Here is a 14,223-nt window from a genome sequence, read left to right as displayed (position 1 = left end):
TTTAGGAAAAAATAAGGAAAGGGGCTGCCGAAAAGTCAGATCACTGACATTTGGCAGCCCCTTTTTCTTTAAAGATTTTCGGCTGGTTAAATAGGTCCGTTGATTTCTGCTCCGGGCACTTCGCTTTTCGCGGGCGTGCCGGGTATTCTTTGCCGGCTCAAAAAGAAAAAGACGCCAAGCAGCACGAGCAGGCCGCCAAAAATTTGCGAGCCCATGAGACTTTCATGTAATAAAAAGAATGCCAAAATCGTTGCGCCAACGGGCTCTCCTAAAATACTCATTGAAATTGTTGTCGCATTGACATAGTTTAACAGCCAGTTATTGATGACATGGCTGACAGTAGGGACGGTAGCAAGTAAAAGGAAGATGCCCCATTCCTTAGCTGGGTAGCCGGTAACCGCCACACCTGCTACAACATTATAAATCGTCAGAATAATCGCAGCTGAGAAAAATACACAAAAGCTATAAATCCAATGCGATACTTTTTTGACAATTGATTGGCCAATCAGAAGGTAACCCACAACGGAGATTACACTGAAGAATGAAAGCAAATCCCCCATAATCGCGTCTTGACTTAAAGCGAGATCGCCCCAGCCAATCATCATGGCTCCTACAATCGCAATGCCCATGGTCAGCAGGGCTGAAGGAGTCGTTCTTTCCTTAAATAAGAAAAAGCCCCCCACTAATGAGACAATTGGCTGCAGTGCAAGAATGATGGTCGAACTAGCGACCGTTGTTAGTTTTAACGAGCCGAACCAAAGCATAAAGTGAAACGCTAAAAAAGTGCCGGAAAAAAATAAAAAGAACCAATCTTTTTTAACGATTTTTTTAAACTCCTGACGGTTTTTCCATACGATTGGTACCATTAAGATACTGGCAAACCACATCCGATACATACTCAAAATGGAGGCCGGTGCGTCAGACCATTTGACAAAAATTGCCGAAAACGAGATGGCAATGATGGAAATAGTCAGCGGCAGAGCGATGGATCTGGAACCTTCCTGTTTCATGTGCTCCTCCTATACGGTAAATTAGTAAAGTATTTGTTTTTTAAACTTCATATTTTCCCATTATACTAGTGTTTTTTCAATCTCTCAATGGAGGATCACAATAAAGTAAGTTGGAACATTCTGTACACAAGGAAATTTCCATTTTATGTGCCTGAAATAATCATTTACCATTTGGTCGTAATCATGAGTATGGTAATATTAAAAGTAAATGTAAAGGTTACATAAGGAAGGATATTCAACATGTCTTATTTTCAAAAACTTAAATATATTCTACCATGGGTGATTGTGATCCTATGGATGATGCTTATTTTTCATCTTTCCGCACAGCCTGCTGTCCATTCCGATAAGCTCAGCAGGGGAGTTACCAAGGTTGTGATCGAGACAGTTAAGCGTGTTACCTCCTCTGTAACGGATCTTAGTATGGATCGATTGGATCATATCGTTCGGAAAAATGCGCATTTCTTTATCTACTTTATGCTGGCTATCTGGGTGTTTTTTGCGTTGAGGAATAGCCGAATTTATGGATGGAAGAGCTTTTTGCTTGCCATGGGCATCTCTGTTCTTTATGCGATTTCCGATGAGATTCATCAAATATTTGTTGCTGGCAGAGGTCCACAGGCAAAAGATGTGTTGATCGACAGCACAGGGGCATTAGCAGGGATTGGCCTTTATCGAATCGGGTTAACTATCTTGAAAAAAACGAAACGTCGTCAGGGAGTCAGAACCCAATCAACGCTTCGCTAAGTTCATTTCATTCACAATAAAAAAACAGTTGCGACGCGTTGTCGGAACTGTTTTTTTATTTTATGCAGGCTGCTATTAAACTAGTGAGGTAATCTTCATTTTATGGTAGGCAATTTTTCTTTCTATTTTACTTTTTAGATTATAATCTAAACAACTATCAAGTAATAATTGATGATAATGTAATCTAAAAAAGTGCCATTCGCGTTTGGATTTTGAAATAAATACATTAATATTCATCATTCCACTCCCCTTAGTATCACAAATCGCTGGAGTCAGTATTCGGAAGCTGGCAAGCATAATCACATCAGCGTGACATTAGCCCCTAAGCTTTGCGTCACCATTTTTCAATGGTTTTGCCATTATCGTACGATTTATGGAATTGATTAAATTTAAGAATTTATAACAGGCGCTTCCGCTTTTCTAATTAATATAAGTGATTAGCAAGTATGGTGACACAAGCACTTAATAAAACAGTACCGAGCATAATATAAACATAAGTAAGCATTTTGTTTCTTTTTTTTCTTTGAATCGCTTCTTCTGGTGTGAGCCAATAGCTTTTTGACATCAATCATATCCCCTTTGTTTGATGGTAACTGGCTGGCCTTGCCAGTGCGGCAGAGGCCCCTCTAGTTTTGCGTCCTCATTTTTCAATAAGTTTGCCCTTGGTAGTGCATACATACTATTGTACATTATTCTGTTTTTAAAATGGTAATATCCACTCTGCGATTCGCTTGCCGATGCTCAAGCGTATCATTTGGGTATATAGGTTTTTGTTCCCCAAAACCAGCAAATTGTAACTTGTTGGAGGGAATTCCTTTCTGCTCGAAAAAATAAAGAACAGACAAAGCCCTGGCTGACGATAATTCCCAATTCGATTTGAACTGGCCGCCCGTGATTGGAACGTTATCCGTGTGGCCCTCGATGCTGATTGGGTTTTGCACTTGCTTAATTAAATCCAAGAGATCACCGAGAATATTAAGAGAATCTCCCTTTAGCTCGGCACTTCCTGATTCGTATAATATCACATCTTTCAACGAAAGTTTGATCCCTTTTGGTTCATCTTTTATCGTGATAACCTTATTTAACCCTCGTTTATCAATATAATTCTCAATCTGTCCCATTAAACTTTGTAATTTCTCTGTTTCTTCTTGTTTAGGTGACACTGTCTTCTGTTTTTCAGCTTCTTTAGAGATCCCTGAATTTTCTTTTAGAATCAGGCTGTTCCCTCCGCCTTTTAAAGCGGTATTCATCGAAATCGCAATTTGCTGGAGCTTCGCATTATCGATCGTCCCAGATGCAAAGAGTACGATAAACAGCGCCAATAGTAAGGTTAATAGATCCGCGTAGGGAAGTAACCAGCTTTCGTCAATATGCTCGTCGTCGTGGTTATGCGATCTCCGCTTCTTCACTGATCATTGCCTCCTGCTTCTGCTCTTGCTTTAAACGTGCCGTTGAAGGTAAATACACAGCTAGTTTTCGTTCGACTAATTTAGGTGTTAACCCATCTTGGATAGCCAGCAAGCCATCGATCATCATAACCTTGATGTCCTGTTCCTTTTTAGAAATCCGTTTTAATTTATTGGAAATCGGATGCCACAACATATATCCGGTAAAAATACCTAAAAATGTGGCGATAAAAGCGGCTGCTATCGAGTGGCCCAATTTATCCATATCCTTTAGGTTTCCTAATGCGGCAATCAAGCCGACTACCGCCCCTAAAACCCCTAAAGTCGGTGCGTATGTGCCAGCTTGGCTGAATATTAAGCTGCCCACCTTATGTCGTTCGGCCACCGCGTCTAATTCTTCGAATAAAATTTCTTCCATTTGCTTTCGGTCACTGCCGTCAATGATCATTTCCAGGCCACTTTTTAAAAAGGGATCTTGGACTGATTCAGCAATTTCTTCTAAGGCTAAGACACCTTCTGTTCGAGACACAATTGACCATTCCACCATCATGTCGATCACTTCATTTTGCGTGGGCAGCTTGGGCTCCCAAAAGGCAATTTGCAATAATTTAGGGAATTTCTTAATTTCACTAAAAGGAAAAGAAACAAGCAGGGCAGCAATGGTTCCGCCAAAAATAATTAAAAAAGCGGCCGGGTTTGCAAAGGCGTTAAGGGATACCCCTTTTAACACCATTCCAACCCCAATGGCAATAAGTGCAATGATAAGACCGATAATGGTAGTCATGAAATTCTCCTTTCCTTTTTTTTCTAGAAAACTTATAATCTCATTGTGTTGAAGTCTACAAATTTCGACAATAATATTTTCCATGATGGTGGTGTTTGGATTGAAAGTTGGTCAAGGATTTACTATCCCGAAAGAAATCTCCTTTTCCCAAAAAGAAACAAAATCAACAGAATCAACGTCTTTTCAAAACGTTTTGACCGAAAAACAAACGAGTGTTGCTAAGGAACATTTGAACTCCCTTTTGGAGGGGATTACAAAACAAGGTGAGCGGTTGAACCGGTCTCGATCATTAAAAGATCTTCATGAATATAAACGGTTAATAAAATCTTTTTTACAAGAGGTCGTAAAATACGGCCTCTCCTTAGAAGAAACGACATCCTTTTCCTCTTCGTCTAGTAGAGAACGAAAGTTAAAAGTAATAAAAGAGGTTGACACAAAATTGCTAAAACTTTCTCAAGAAATGGTTAAACGAGAAGATGAAAATATCCGTTTACTAGATAGTATAGGGGAAATAAGAGGTTTATTAGTTGACCTCTACTTGTGAGTTCCCTATTGGAGCAACAGAGGAGGGCATAATGAAAAAATTTAAAAAAGTTTTTTTCACCTGTGTGACACTTATTGCATTAATTGCCGGCGGTCTATATTACTACCAATATACGAAAACACACCCAGCCAAAGCGGAAGCCGCGACCATGGATAAACTGGCTGATCAAACGATTATGACCAACCAAATTAGCACAAATCTTAATTCAGAAAACCTAATTCAAGTGAAGTTTTCGATTGAACTAGATTCAAAGGATACGAAGAAGCAAGCCGAAAAAATCATTCCGATTATCGAAAGTGACATTATCAAAATCCTCTCGCAATCGAAAAAGGAAGATTTTAAAAATATTGATGCCTTCGAGGAAAAGGTGAAAAATCAATTAAATAAGCGATTCACCGACGGAAAAATTTCTCATGTGTATACAACGGAATTACTCATTCAGTAAAGAGGAGGGTGACTATGCTTAGAGGGATTGATACAGCAGCTTCCGGAATGATTGCCTTACAAAGGCGGCAAGAAGCGTTAACCAATAATCTCGCCAATATCGAAACACCTGGTTACAAAAAGGTAGATACGAAATTACGAGCTTTTCCCGAAGTTTTTCTCGAGAGAATTAATGATTCGAAAACGAGTCCTGTCGGAAATGCACCTGGATTTTCGTTTATTGGGTCCATGCAGCAGGGTGTTTATGCCCAAGAAAATATTTCGAGTTTTCTTCAGGGAGATTTGGTGACAACCAATAATCCGTTTGATGTAGCGATTGATGACAGAGCTTTGCCGCTCGAAAATGGACAAAAGCCGAGTGTTTTCTTTGTCGTTACCAATGCAGCCGGTGATATTCGCTACACACGGAATGGACGGTTTACAGTCGATGAAACAGGACAGCTTGTGACGCTAGAGGGGAATAAGGTGCTAAACCAGCAAGGACAACCGATTCTGGCTGATCCTTCACTAGCTTCAAGTGAGGTTTCTATTAATGCTAAGGGCGATATTATTGTGAATCCAGACGACCCGACTGCTAGACGAGTCATCGACACGATTGGATTAGTTCAAGTGCAAGATCCTAATGATTTGGTGAAAGAAGGCAATGGAGTCTTCAGATTGGATGGTCAAAAGCCGCCATTTTTGACCGAATTACCTGAAGGTGTACAGCTGCACCATAAAGTGATTGAAGGTTCAAATGTCGATCCGACGATGACCATGACCAATATGATGGAGAACGTGCGCCTTTACGAAGCAAATCAAAAAGTGCTCCAGGCTTACGACCGTTCGCTGGAGTTATTAAATTCTGTGGGAAAAGTGTAGGAGGGAATAACACATGAATAGTTCGCTTTATATTGCCACGAGTGGCTTAAACTCCTATCAAAAAAAGCTCGATACGATAGCCAATAATCTTGCCAATTCCCAAACAGCCGGATTTAAGCGAAGAGAGGCATCCTTCGAGGAAAACTTAGCGATTTCAATTGAAAACCAAAAAGCAGCGAATCGGGAAATAGGCCGGTTGACTCCAAACGGAATTCGGGTTGGTTTTGGTGTTCATATGAACGGGACGCAAATGATTTTAGATCAAGGAATGGCAAAAGCAACAGATAATCCCTTGGATTTAATGATTACGGGACAAGGCTTTTTCCAAGTGGGAAAACAGCAGGGCGGCAGCACGGAAACATTCTTCACAAGAAATGGCTCGTTTCAGCAAAGTCCAACGAACAATGGGACCTACCGCTTAGTTAACGCAGAAGGGTACTTTTTATTAGACAAAAACAACCAACCCGTCGAAATACCAAATAACAGCGATTTTTCGGTGAATGAGGCCGGAATGATTGCCAACTCTGCTCAGCAAATTGGGATTGTCGATTTTGTTAATCCTCAGAAATTAGTGAATGAAGGCGGAAATGTCTATCGCTTTACAGGAGCCGGCGCGGAAATTCTTGCTAATTCCAGCTCGACCATCCAGCAAGGAGCGATCGAATCCTCTAATGTGGACATGAGTAAAGAAGTGACTGATATGATTACCACCCAGCGTGGTTTTCAATTTAATTCAAGGTCGATTTCGTTTGCCGACCAAATGATGGGGATAGCGAATGGGATTATTAGAAGTTAAAAAAAGAGCCAACGGCTCTTTTTCCTTTTATAGTCCAGCTCCAGCGCCCTAACGGCTAGTGTCCTTCGCTCTCCGCCCTACGATAAGTCAACATCGAATCGCCTCCGGCTCTTCGTGTTTCCTTTATCTCAGTTGGAGAGCTCCAGGCCATACGCCGTTGACCAGGGCGCTTCCGCTTTTCTTATAGTACAACCTTCTCCCTGCTTTTATCCCAAAGGATTTTAAATAGTTTTTGTTCGGTCTTTTCGTCTAATCCCACAAAGTGGACGCCAAAGTCGTACAATCCGTTGTCGAGTCTTCTTCGTCTTTCGATTTTCCCCGCAAAGGAAAAAGGCTCCCCTAATTCAAAGAACAAATTTAGTTCATCCACACCTGTTAAATCTTCATACGTAATGAGTCTTATTCCAGAAATACTAATATCTCGAATCGTGCCATCGAGAATCTTGTCAGGGAAGGAAGGCACAATAAACCGGCACTTATGCTCCCATAAGCTGAGACGAAAGGCGTTTCGTCTATTTTTCTTTGGTGGCTCAACGGTATTTTTTTTCCTGAAGGTATGACGTAATAGAATAATAATTACGATTAAGACACATAATCCTGCGGCTAAATAAGTGGTAATCAATTGGAACTCCCCTCATCATTTGGTAATATTGTAAATTTACCACTATAATCCAATAATGAAAAGACTTTTAGGAGTGAACCTCTCTCCAATTAATTGGAGAGCTTCTCGTTTCTTTAAGTCGACTATTGCCGTCCTCTCCACGAAGGCTAGTTCCTAGCCCATAATAGTTTATGATGTTAATTCATTGCTCGATGGAGTATATTAATGCTTGCGTTTACATCCCTGTCACATTGGAAACCGCAAAAAGGGCAGTCATGAACTCGCTCACTCAATGGCTTGGCCACTATTTCATGACAGTTGGAGCATTCCTGACTTGTGTTTTTGGGATCCACCAACACGACACGCTTACCAGCACTTTCAGCCTTGTAAGTCGTATAGGTAATCAGTTGATTCCAACCGGCGTCACCAATGCTTTCGGACAAATGATGGTTTTTTAACATATTTTCAATTTTCAAATCTTCAAAGGCAATCACATCATATTGATTTACCAACTGCCTGCTTACTTGATGAGCATTATTCTTTCGCTGATTGGCAATGTATTCATGTTTTTTAGCCAATAACCTCACTGCTTTTTTTCGGCGGTTCGAACCTTTTTTACGTTTAGAAACGATTCGCTGAAGGCGTTTCAATTGACGTTCCGATTTTCTTAAAAATTTGGGTGAGGGAAAGAATTGACCATCTGATGTCGTAACCAGATTCTTAATTCCCAGATCCACTCCTACCATTTTTTGATTTCCTAGACACTCCTGCGGTTCTTCCTCAAAGGATAGACAAACAAAATATTTACCGTTTTTAGATACAACCGTACAGGTTTTGATCTTTCTAGTGATCTGGCGATGGAGTTTGATTCGAATATTACCGATTTTGGATAGTTTGATATAGTTTCCATGAAGAGAGAAGCCGCTTTGAGGGTAAGTGAAGCTATGATATCGATTTGAGCCTTTGAAACGGGGGAATCCTGGTTTCTTTTCCCCGTTTGTGATTCTTTGAAAAAAAGACTGAAAGGCTTTATCAAGGCGCTCAACTACATTTTGGAGAACTTGTGAATGAACGGTTTTAAATTCTGGACAAGCGGTTTTCAATGGAGGCAATTCTTTCTTTTGTGTGTAATAAGAGAGGGAAATCCCACACCTTTTATAGGCGATCAACCGCTGTTCCAAGTAAGCGTTATACAGCCTTCTGCAATACATGAGCGTTTCATCGATTTTTTGTCGCTGGTCTTTGGTCGGTTCGATGCGAAATTTGTAGGTACGCATCATAGACTTAACCGCCTTTCTTTTGGTTTTCGATATACTTTTTAATGGCCTCTTCAGAAATGGAGCCAACGGTTTCAAGATAAAAACTGCTATTCCAAAGATGTCCACCCCATAAATGCTGTTTCAGTTCAGGGAATTTCATAAACAGCTTGCGTGCGGAAATGCCTTTTAACATCTTAACGATATACGATGGGGCTACTTTGGGATGAGCCGAAGCAAATACATGGATGTGGTCCCCTTCCCCCATTTCCGCCAAAACGACTTCAAACCCTTTCTCCTTTCCGATCTCTTGAAATAGATCCGTTAGGTAATCTTCAATTTCAGCTGTAAGTACTTTTTTTCGATATTTTACGGACCAAACAATATGGTAGTTGACATTATATACACAAGTACGGGCATGTTTGATAGTGGACTTATTCATACATATAGTATACCAAAGACAGTCTATTGTTACGAATTTTAAGGGATATATTTAACAACATATAGTAATGAATTATGATAGAAAAGCTCGAGGGGTTTATTCAAGAGGGCGGACTATCATCTCTCCATTAAAATAAAGAGGATTCTCGTCTGTTTTTCCTAAACACTTCTTGGTAAAATGTCGATAATAACTAGTAGATAGACTTTGATTCGGAAAGTTGGAAATAGAAAGGGGTAGTACTGATGAAAATTAATGACTTTAGTCGATTACAAGGCCTTCAATCCTATAAAAATAACATTAGTAAAACACAGCCTCAGGATGTTAATAAAAAAGTACAAGTAGATAAGGTAGAGTTCTCTCAGGCGGCACAAGAAAAAATAAGTGTGGAAAGACAACAACGAATTCAAGCATTGAAGGAACAAATCCAAACTGGCACCTACAAAGTGGATAGTGAAAAGATTGCTGAAAAATTGCTAGTTAACTGGAGCAGAGGGACGGAAGAATGACCAGCCATGAACCGCTAAAAGCCATATTACAAGAGATGATCTTGGTATATGAAAATTTATTGGCAGTGGGGAAGGAAAAACAAGCAGCCATTATAAAGGGCGAGCCTGAAGATTTGCTGTCAATTTTCCCAAGGGAATCGGCTTTATTGAAGGAGATTAGCTGGCTGGAGGAAAAAAGACAAGCTGAAACGCTCTCCTATCAATCTCTTTCCTTGACTCAGATTATTGATAACAGTTCCTCGGTCAAAGAAAAGGAAGAGCTGTTATTCTATCAAACCAGCTTAAGAGCGAAATTAAAGGAATTAGTGGATCAGCATGAGATCAACCAACAACTGATTGAAAAATCGCTCGTTTATGTTAATAGTATGATGGCCCTATTCACGCAGCCGCAAGAACCATCTATCACCTATTCGGCTTCGAAAAATTACCCGAGAGACCATACTCAATCAAGGAGTTTCTTTGATGCTAAAGTGTAGAAACTTCAACGATACAGCAAGGAGGAAACCAAATGCGTTCTACATTTCATGGGCTTGAAATTGGAAAACGAGCCATTTTTGCCCAACAAACGGCACTGAGTGTAACCGGACATAATATCGCCAATGCCAATACAGAGGGATATACAAGGCAAAGCGCAATCACGCAAGCCACGAATCCTCTTTCCTACCCGGGTATGAATGTAGGAAACGGCCCCTTGCAGATCGGCACTGGCGTCGAAACAAAAGAAATTAATCGGATTCGCGATTCTTTTTTAGATGGACAGTTTCGCAGTCAAAATGAACAGCAAGGATATTGGAATGTAAAGCACGACACGCTTTCGAAGATAGAAGAAACACTGAATGAGCCTGGCGATAATGGAATCCAAGCCAGTTTTGATCGCTTTTGGCAATCATGGGAGGATCTTTCAAAGGAACCGGATAGTTTAGCAGCACGTGCCGCCCTGCTTTCGAATGCCAATGCCTTGACTGGCCGCTTTAATCAAGTTTCTGATTCTATGGATCATTTAAGTACCGACCTTCAAAATCAACTGACTACTAAAATGCAAGAGATGAATAATGTAACAAAGCAAGTCAGTGAATTAAATTTACAAATTGCTAAAATTACGGCAAGTGGACAGCAGCCGAATGATTTATTGGATCAACGGGATTTGCTCGTTGATCAAATTTCCAAAATGGCTGATATTCAGGTGAAGCCAGCCGCCAATGGAATGGTTGATATTTTAGTAGGACAAGAGTATGTAGTCGCCAGCGATAAAAATTACTCGGTTTCATTTGATCCTATTAGCAATCAAATTTCAGTGGGCGGGAACAGTGTTTCATTAAAATCAGGCGAAATCGCCGGAATGGTTGAATCGTTAACTCAAGATATCCCGTCCTTTATGACGAAAATCAATGAGCTTGTGGCGGTATTTAGCCGGGAAGTGAATCAAATTCATACGGATGTAAGTGCAATGAATTTAGATGACATTCAAAATCGAAAAAATGACCCGAATGCAGTACTTGACCGGATTCCTTTTTTTGTCGCAAAGGGGAGTACAAGCGATCCTAGAACGGCGGGTGAAATAACGGTTAATCCGCTTATCATTGCATCTTTAAATAAGATCGCAGCTGCTCGGCAGGCTAATGTCAGTGATGCAGGGAATGCCAATGCACTGAATAACTTAAAATTTACGAGTGTCGCTTTTGCCGGTCAATCGACATCGCTGAATAACTTCTATCGGACGATTGTGGGCGATATCGGAATTAAGACACAAGAAGCCAATCAGATGAAAAACAACTCGGAAATTTTAGTGCAGCAAGCAGAGAACAAAAGACAGTCTGTATCAGGGGTTTCGATTGATGAGGAAATGACGAATATGGTGAAATTCCAGCAATCCTATAATGCGGCCTCACGATATATTTCCGTGATGGATGAAGTGCTGGATAAGTTAATCAATGGAACTGGAAGAGTCGGAATTTAGGAGGTGAATGGAGTGCGAATAACGCAAAATATGTTAAGCACGCAGGTCGTAAGAAGTATCCAAACAAATTATCGGGCGATGAGTCGTTATCAGGAACAAATTGCCTCCGGCAAAGCCATCAATAAAGTTTCTGACGATCCTGTGAAATCGGTACAAGTGATGTCTTATCGGTCTGCGTTAACGGAAACAGAACAATTCAAACGCAATGCTGAAGATGGTTTGAATTGGCTGGACACAACAGACAGGGCACTTGATGATGTCACTCAAGTTCTGCAAAAAGTGCGGGAGCTTACGGTTCAAGGCAGCAATGGTGTGAATAATCAGGATAGCTTAGAAACGATAGCGATGGAATTAAAGTCATTAAAAGGAAATCTTGGCGAGATTGCTAACGCGAGACTGGGCGACCGCTACTTGTTTGCCGGAACTGCTACAGATACCGCACCCTTTGAAAATGGCGGGTTTGTCAGTACAAACGGTGATCCACTTTCTTGGAATGTCGGCCAGGGCATTTATATGAAGGTCAATGTCAATGGAACAGACATTTTCAATTTCCAATCGGGTGGATTAAATTTAACTGAAACAATTGATAAAATTGCAAGCGAACTTGAAGCGGGGAAGGATCCTCAGCAATATTTGAATCATTTGGATAAACAAATGGACAATCTCCTTGCTCACCGTTCTATTGTCGGCTCGAATGTGAATCAATTAGAAATGATGGTCAACCGCTTAGATCAAACTGAGCTTTCTACCAAATCCATGCTCTCGAAAACAGAAGATGCAGATTTGGCAGAGATTATTACGAACTTTACAACCCAACAAACGATTCTAAATGCAGCGTTGTCTTCCGGTGCGAGGGCCATCCAGCAAACGTTGGTGGATTTTTTACGATAAGTACTCCGAAATATTTTCGGGGTGCTTTTTTTGTTTGGGGGTTTGGTTGAGGTCCGTTGAATAATATTGGGGGATTCCGCTGATTATTTGATTAATTCCGCCGAATTAGTCTGGGATTCCGCAGATTCCCATAATAATTCCGCCAAAATTTAACAGAATCCCGCCGACTTTCAGATTTATTCCGCCAAACTCAAATCTCGCAGATCTATTGTTTAATAAAATAACTGTTTATTTAACAAATATTTATATAAAAGCTTTATTTCCTCTCTCCATTCTAGTAAAACGGTCGTTAATAAATAGTAGAAAGACAAGAAAACAAGCTATACATAAATGACTAGGAGGAAAATTAAAAATGAGAATCAATCACAACATTTCCGCATTAAATGCCTATCATCAATTAAGCTCAAACTCTGCTTCAGCATCAAAGAACTTAGAAAAATTATCTTCAGGTTTACGGATCAACCGTGCAGCTGACGATGCAACTGGTCTAGCAATCTCTGAAAAAATGAGAGCGCAAATCCGCGGCTTGGATCAAGCTTCTCGTAATGCTCAAGACGGTATCTCTTTAATCCAAACAGCTGAAGGTGCAATGAACGAAACACACAGCATCCTGCAACGTGTTCGTGAACTAGCTAACCAAGCAGCCAACGGAACTTCAACGACACAGGATAAACAAAATATCCAAACAGAGGTTAACCAACTAATCGATGAAATCGATCGTGTTGCTAGTGATACTGAATTTAACAGCTTCAAAATCCTAAATGGTGATATTTCTAAAACTGCTAAATTTGCACAGTCAACTGGCGGTGCCGTGGATAATGTAGTGGCATCTGCTACTGCTGCAGCGGGCACAACGACGGTTACTACAACTGGACCTTTAGCAGACGCCACAGCTGCCATTTGGCAAACAGGTAAACTAATGGACCACAATGGCACAACTCCTGGATCTGTTACAGGGACAACAAAATTAACAAACCTTGGTGATGGTACTAGCAACTATGGTCTCCAAGTTGGTGATGAAATTTCTCTTTCAGCCGTTGTAGGTGGAGAAGTGAAAAATTCAGTATACGTTGTAACTGCTGAAAGCACATTAGATGACTTTATGTCTTCAGTAAAAAATACATTAGGGGCTGCAGATGTATCGATGGATACAACTGGTGGTAAATTTACTGCTGACGTAGATGCGAGGGGTCTTGATCAGCCTGCATCTGCTGCAAACTCATTGGTTATTACAGGCCAATCTGGTGCTGCAAACGATATTAGCTCTATAACAATCACCGCTTCTTCTTCAGAGGGCATTGTCCGCTCTGACTTTAATAATGAAATGAACGGCGGCTATAATAAAGGATTGGAACAAATTCAGGTAGCAGGAAACAAGGATGACTATATCGCAAGTGTAGACATTAACGGTGATGGCGATGAGGTTGGTGATGGAAAGATTGCAGTTCGATCCAACTCAGTCGTTAAAGTTTCTAATCTACAATTATCCTTTAAGGACACAATTGCAGCAGGAGATGAATCTACGATTACAGTAGGCTCATCTAACAATACTGTATCTATCCATGTTGGAGCAAACTCTGGCCAAACTTTAGAAATTGGTATTAACGCAATGGATTCGGTTGCTTTAGGTCTTAAGAAGGATGGAGTCAATATCTCGCTAATGAGTGAAGTTGGTGCCGAAAATGCATTAAAAGTATTAGATGGTGCCATTAGCACTGTTTCGTCTGAACGTTCTAAATTAGGGGCTATTCAAAACCGTTTAGAGCATACCATTAATAGCTTAGGAACTTCTTCTGAAAACCTAACGGCTGCTGAATCTCGCTTAAGAGATGTTGATATGGCAAATGAAATGATGCAATTCACGAAAAATAACATCCTTTCTCAAGCTGCACAATCAATGCTTGCACAAGCTAACCAACAACCTCAAGGTGTATTACAGCTTCTTCGTGGTTAATAACTAGTTAAAAATAATTAAAAAGAA

General features: G+C 40.5%; 17 protein-coding genes and 2 riboswitches. Of the genes, 10 read left to right on the top strand and 7 right to left on the bottom strand.

The genetic code is table 11. The annotated features are described in order from the left end of the window. Positions 1-86: 86 nt before the first annotated feature. Positions 87-1,010 (bottom strand): DMT family transporter, encoded by a 924-nt coding sequence (locus AC4E8C_RS20890; protein ID WP_490208549.1) that lies wholly within the window; start codon positions 1,008-1,010, stop codon positions 87-89. A gap of 240 nt (positions 1,011-1,250) precedes the next feature. On the opposite strand from AC4E8C_RS20890, the gene AC4E8C_RS20885 reads away from it, so the two are divergent. Continuing rightward, on the top strand, positions 1,251-1,754 hold the full coding sequence (locus tag AC4E8C_RS20885) for a VanZ family protein (RefSeq protein WP_490208548.1): 504 nt from the start codon (positions 1,251-1,253) through the stop codon (positions 1,752-1,754). A gap of 278 nt (positions 1,755-2,032) precedes the next feature. Then, a riboswitch (cyclic di-GMP riboswitch) is annotated at positions 2,033-2,122 on the bottom strand. Between the two features lie 56 nt (positions 2,123-2,178). Here the strand turns inward: AC4E8C_RS20885 and AC4E8C_RS20880 are convergent. From AC4E8C_RS20880 to motA, 3 genes are all read right to left on the bottom strand, one after another. Then, positions 2,179-2,319, bottom strand: coding sequence for a hypothetical protein (locus AC4E8C_RS20880; RefSeq protein ID WP_490208547.1), 141 nt, complete (start codon positions 2,317-2,319; stop codon positions 2,179-2,181). A gap of 20 nt (positions 2,320-2,339) precedes the next feature. Then, positions 2,340-2,425, bottom strand: a riboswitch (cyclic di-GMP riboswitch). 18 nt (positions 2,426-2,443) lie between these two features. Beyond that, on the bottom strand, positions 2,444-3,163 hold the full coding sequence (locus tag AC4E8C_RS20875; protein ID WP_490208546.1) for an OmpA family protein: 720 nt from the start codon (positions 3,161-3,163) through the stop codon (positions 2,444-2,446). Beyond that, positions 3,141-3,944, bottom strand: a complete 804-nt coding sequence (gene motA / locus AC4E8C_RS20870) for a flagellar motor stator protein MotA (protein WP_490208545.1) — start codon at positions 3,942-3,944, stop codon at positions 3,141-3,143. The genes AC4E8C_RS20875 and motA overlap by 23 nt, the downstream gene beginning before the upstream one ends. 100 nt (positions 3,945-4,044) lie before the next feature. Here motA and AC4E8C_RS20865 point away from each other — a divergent pair, with 100 nt between their 5' ends. From AC4E8C_RS20865 to AC4E8C_RS20850, 4 genes are read left to right on the top strand one after another with little or no spacing between them, the layout of a single operon-like run. Continuing rightward, positions 4,045-4,488, top strand: a complete 444-nt coding sequence (locus AC4E8C_RS20865; protein WP_490208544.1) for a YaaR family protein — start codon at positions 4,045-4,047, stop codon at positions 4,486-4,488. A gap of 31 nt (positions 4,489-4,519) precedes the next feature. After that, entirely contained in the window at positions 4,520-4,933 is a 414-nt protein-coding gene (locus tag AC4E8C_RS20860; RefSeq protein WP_490208543.1) for a flagellar basal body-associated FliL family protein, read from the top strand. Between the two features lie 14 nt (positions 4,934-4,947). Beyond that, the gene (locus tag AC4E8C_RS20855; protein ID WP_490208542.1) at positions 4,948-5,793 is read left to right on the top strand and encodes a flagellar hook-basal body protein; all 846 of its coding nucleotides are present in this window, start codon (positions 4,948-4,950) and stop codon (positions 5,791-5,793) included. 13 nt (positions 5,794-5,806) lie between these two features. Further along, positions 5,807-6,589, top strand: a complete 783-nt coding sequence (locus AC4E8C_RS20850; RefSeq protein ID WP_490208541.1) for a flagellar hook-basal body protein — start codon at positions 5,807-5,809, stop codon at positions 6,587-6,589. 181 nt (positions 6,590-6,770) lie between these two features. Here AC4E8C_RS20850 and AC4E8C_RS20845 read toward each other — a convergent pair whose 3' ends face one another. The 3 genes from AC4E8C_RS20845 to tnpA form a co-directional block, all read right to left on the bottom strand. Further along, a complete protein-coding gene (locus AC4E8C_RS20845; RefSeq protein ID WP_490208540.1) occupies positions 6,771-7,211 on the bottom strand; it encodes a PilZ domain-containing protein in 441 nt (146 codons plus the stop codon). Between the two features lie 176 nt (positions 7,212-7,387). Then, positions 7,388-8,470 carry an RNA-guided endonuclease InsQ/TnpB family protein gene (locus tag AC4E8C_RS20840; protein ID WP_490208539.1) on the bottom strand — a complete coding sequence of 361 codons (1,083 nt, stop codon included), beginning with the start codon at positions 8,468-8,470 and terminating at the stop codon, positions 7,388-7,390. A 4-nt stretch (positions 8,471-8,474) separates the two neighbouring features. Next, the gene (gene tnpA, locus AC4E8C_RS20835; RefSeq protein WP_490208538.1) at positions 8,475-8,888 is read right to left on the bottom strand and encodes an IS200/IS605 family transposase; all 414 of its coding nucleotides are present in this window, start codon (positions 8,886-8,888) and stop codon (positions 8,475-8,477) included. Between the two features lie 242 nt (positions 8,889-9,130). Between tnpA and flgM the strand changes: the two genes are divergently transcribed. The 5 genes from flgM (at position 9,131) to AC4E8C_RS20810 (ending at position 14,196) form a co-directional block, all read left to right on the top strand. Continuing rightward, positions 9,131-9,394 (top strand): flagellar biosynthesis anti-sigma factor FlgM, encoded by a 264-nt coding sequence (gene flgM, locus AC4E8C_RS20830; RefSeq protein ID WP_490208537.1) that lies wholly within the window; start codon positions 9,131-9,133, stop codon positions 9,392-9,394. Next, a complete protein-coding gene (locus tag AC4E8C_RS20825) occupies positions 9,391-9,870 on the top strand; it encodes a flagellar protein FlgN (protein ID WP_490208536.1) in 480 nt (159 codons plus the stop codon). Before flgM ends, AC4E8C_RS20825 begins: the two co-directional genes overlap by 4 nt. A 32-nt stretch (positions 9,871-9,902) precedes the next feature. Further along, entirely contained in the window at positions 9,903-11,351 is a 1,449-nt protein-coding gene (gene flgK, locus AC4E8C_RS20820) for a flagellar hook-associated protein FlgK (protein ID WP_490208535.1), read from the top strand. Positions 11,352-11,363: 12 nt separating this feature from the next. After that, positions 11,364-12,242, top strand: a complete 879-nt coding sequence (gene flgL, locus AC4E8C_RS20815; RefSeq protein ID WP_490208534.1) for a flagellar hook-associated protein FlgL — start codon at positions 11,364-11,366, stop codon at positions 12,240-12,242. 352 nt (positions 12,243-12,594) lie between these two features. Next, positions 12,595-14,196 (top strand): flagellin N-terminal helical domain-containing protein, encoded by a 1,602-nt coding sequence (locus tag AC4E8C_RS20810; protein WP_490208533.1) that lies wholly within the window; start codon positions 12,595-12,597, stop codon positions 14,194-14,196. The last annotated feature ends 27 nt before the right edge of the window (positions 14,197-14,223 follow it).

The organism is Neobacillus sp. SRL179 (genome assembly GCF_984799095.1).
This window is presented reverse-complemented; position numbering and strand designations above follow the sequence as displayed.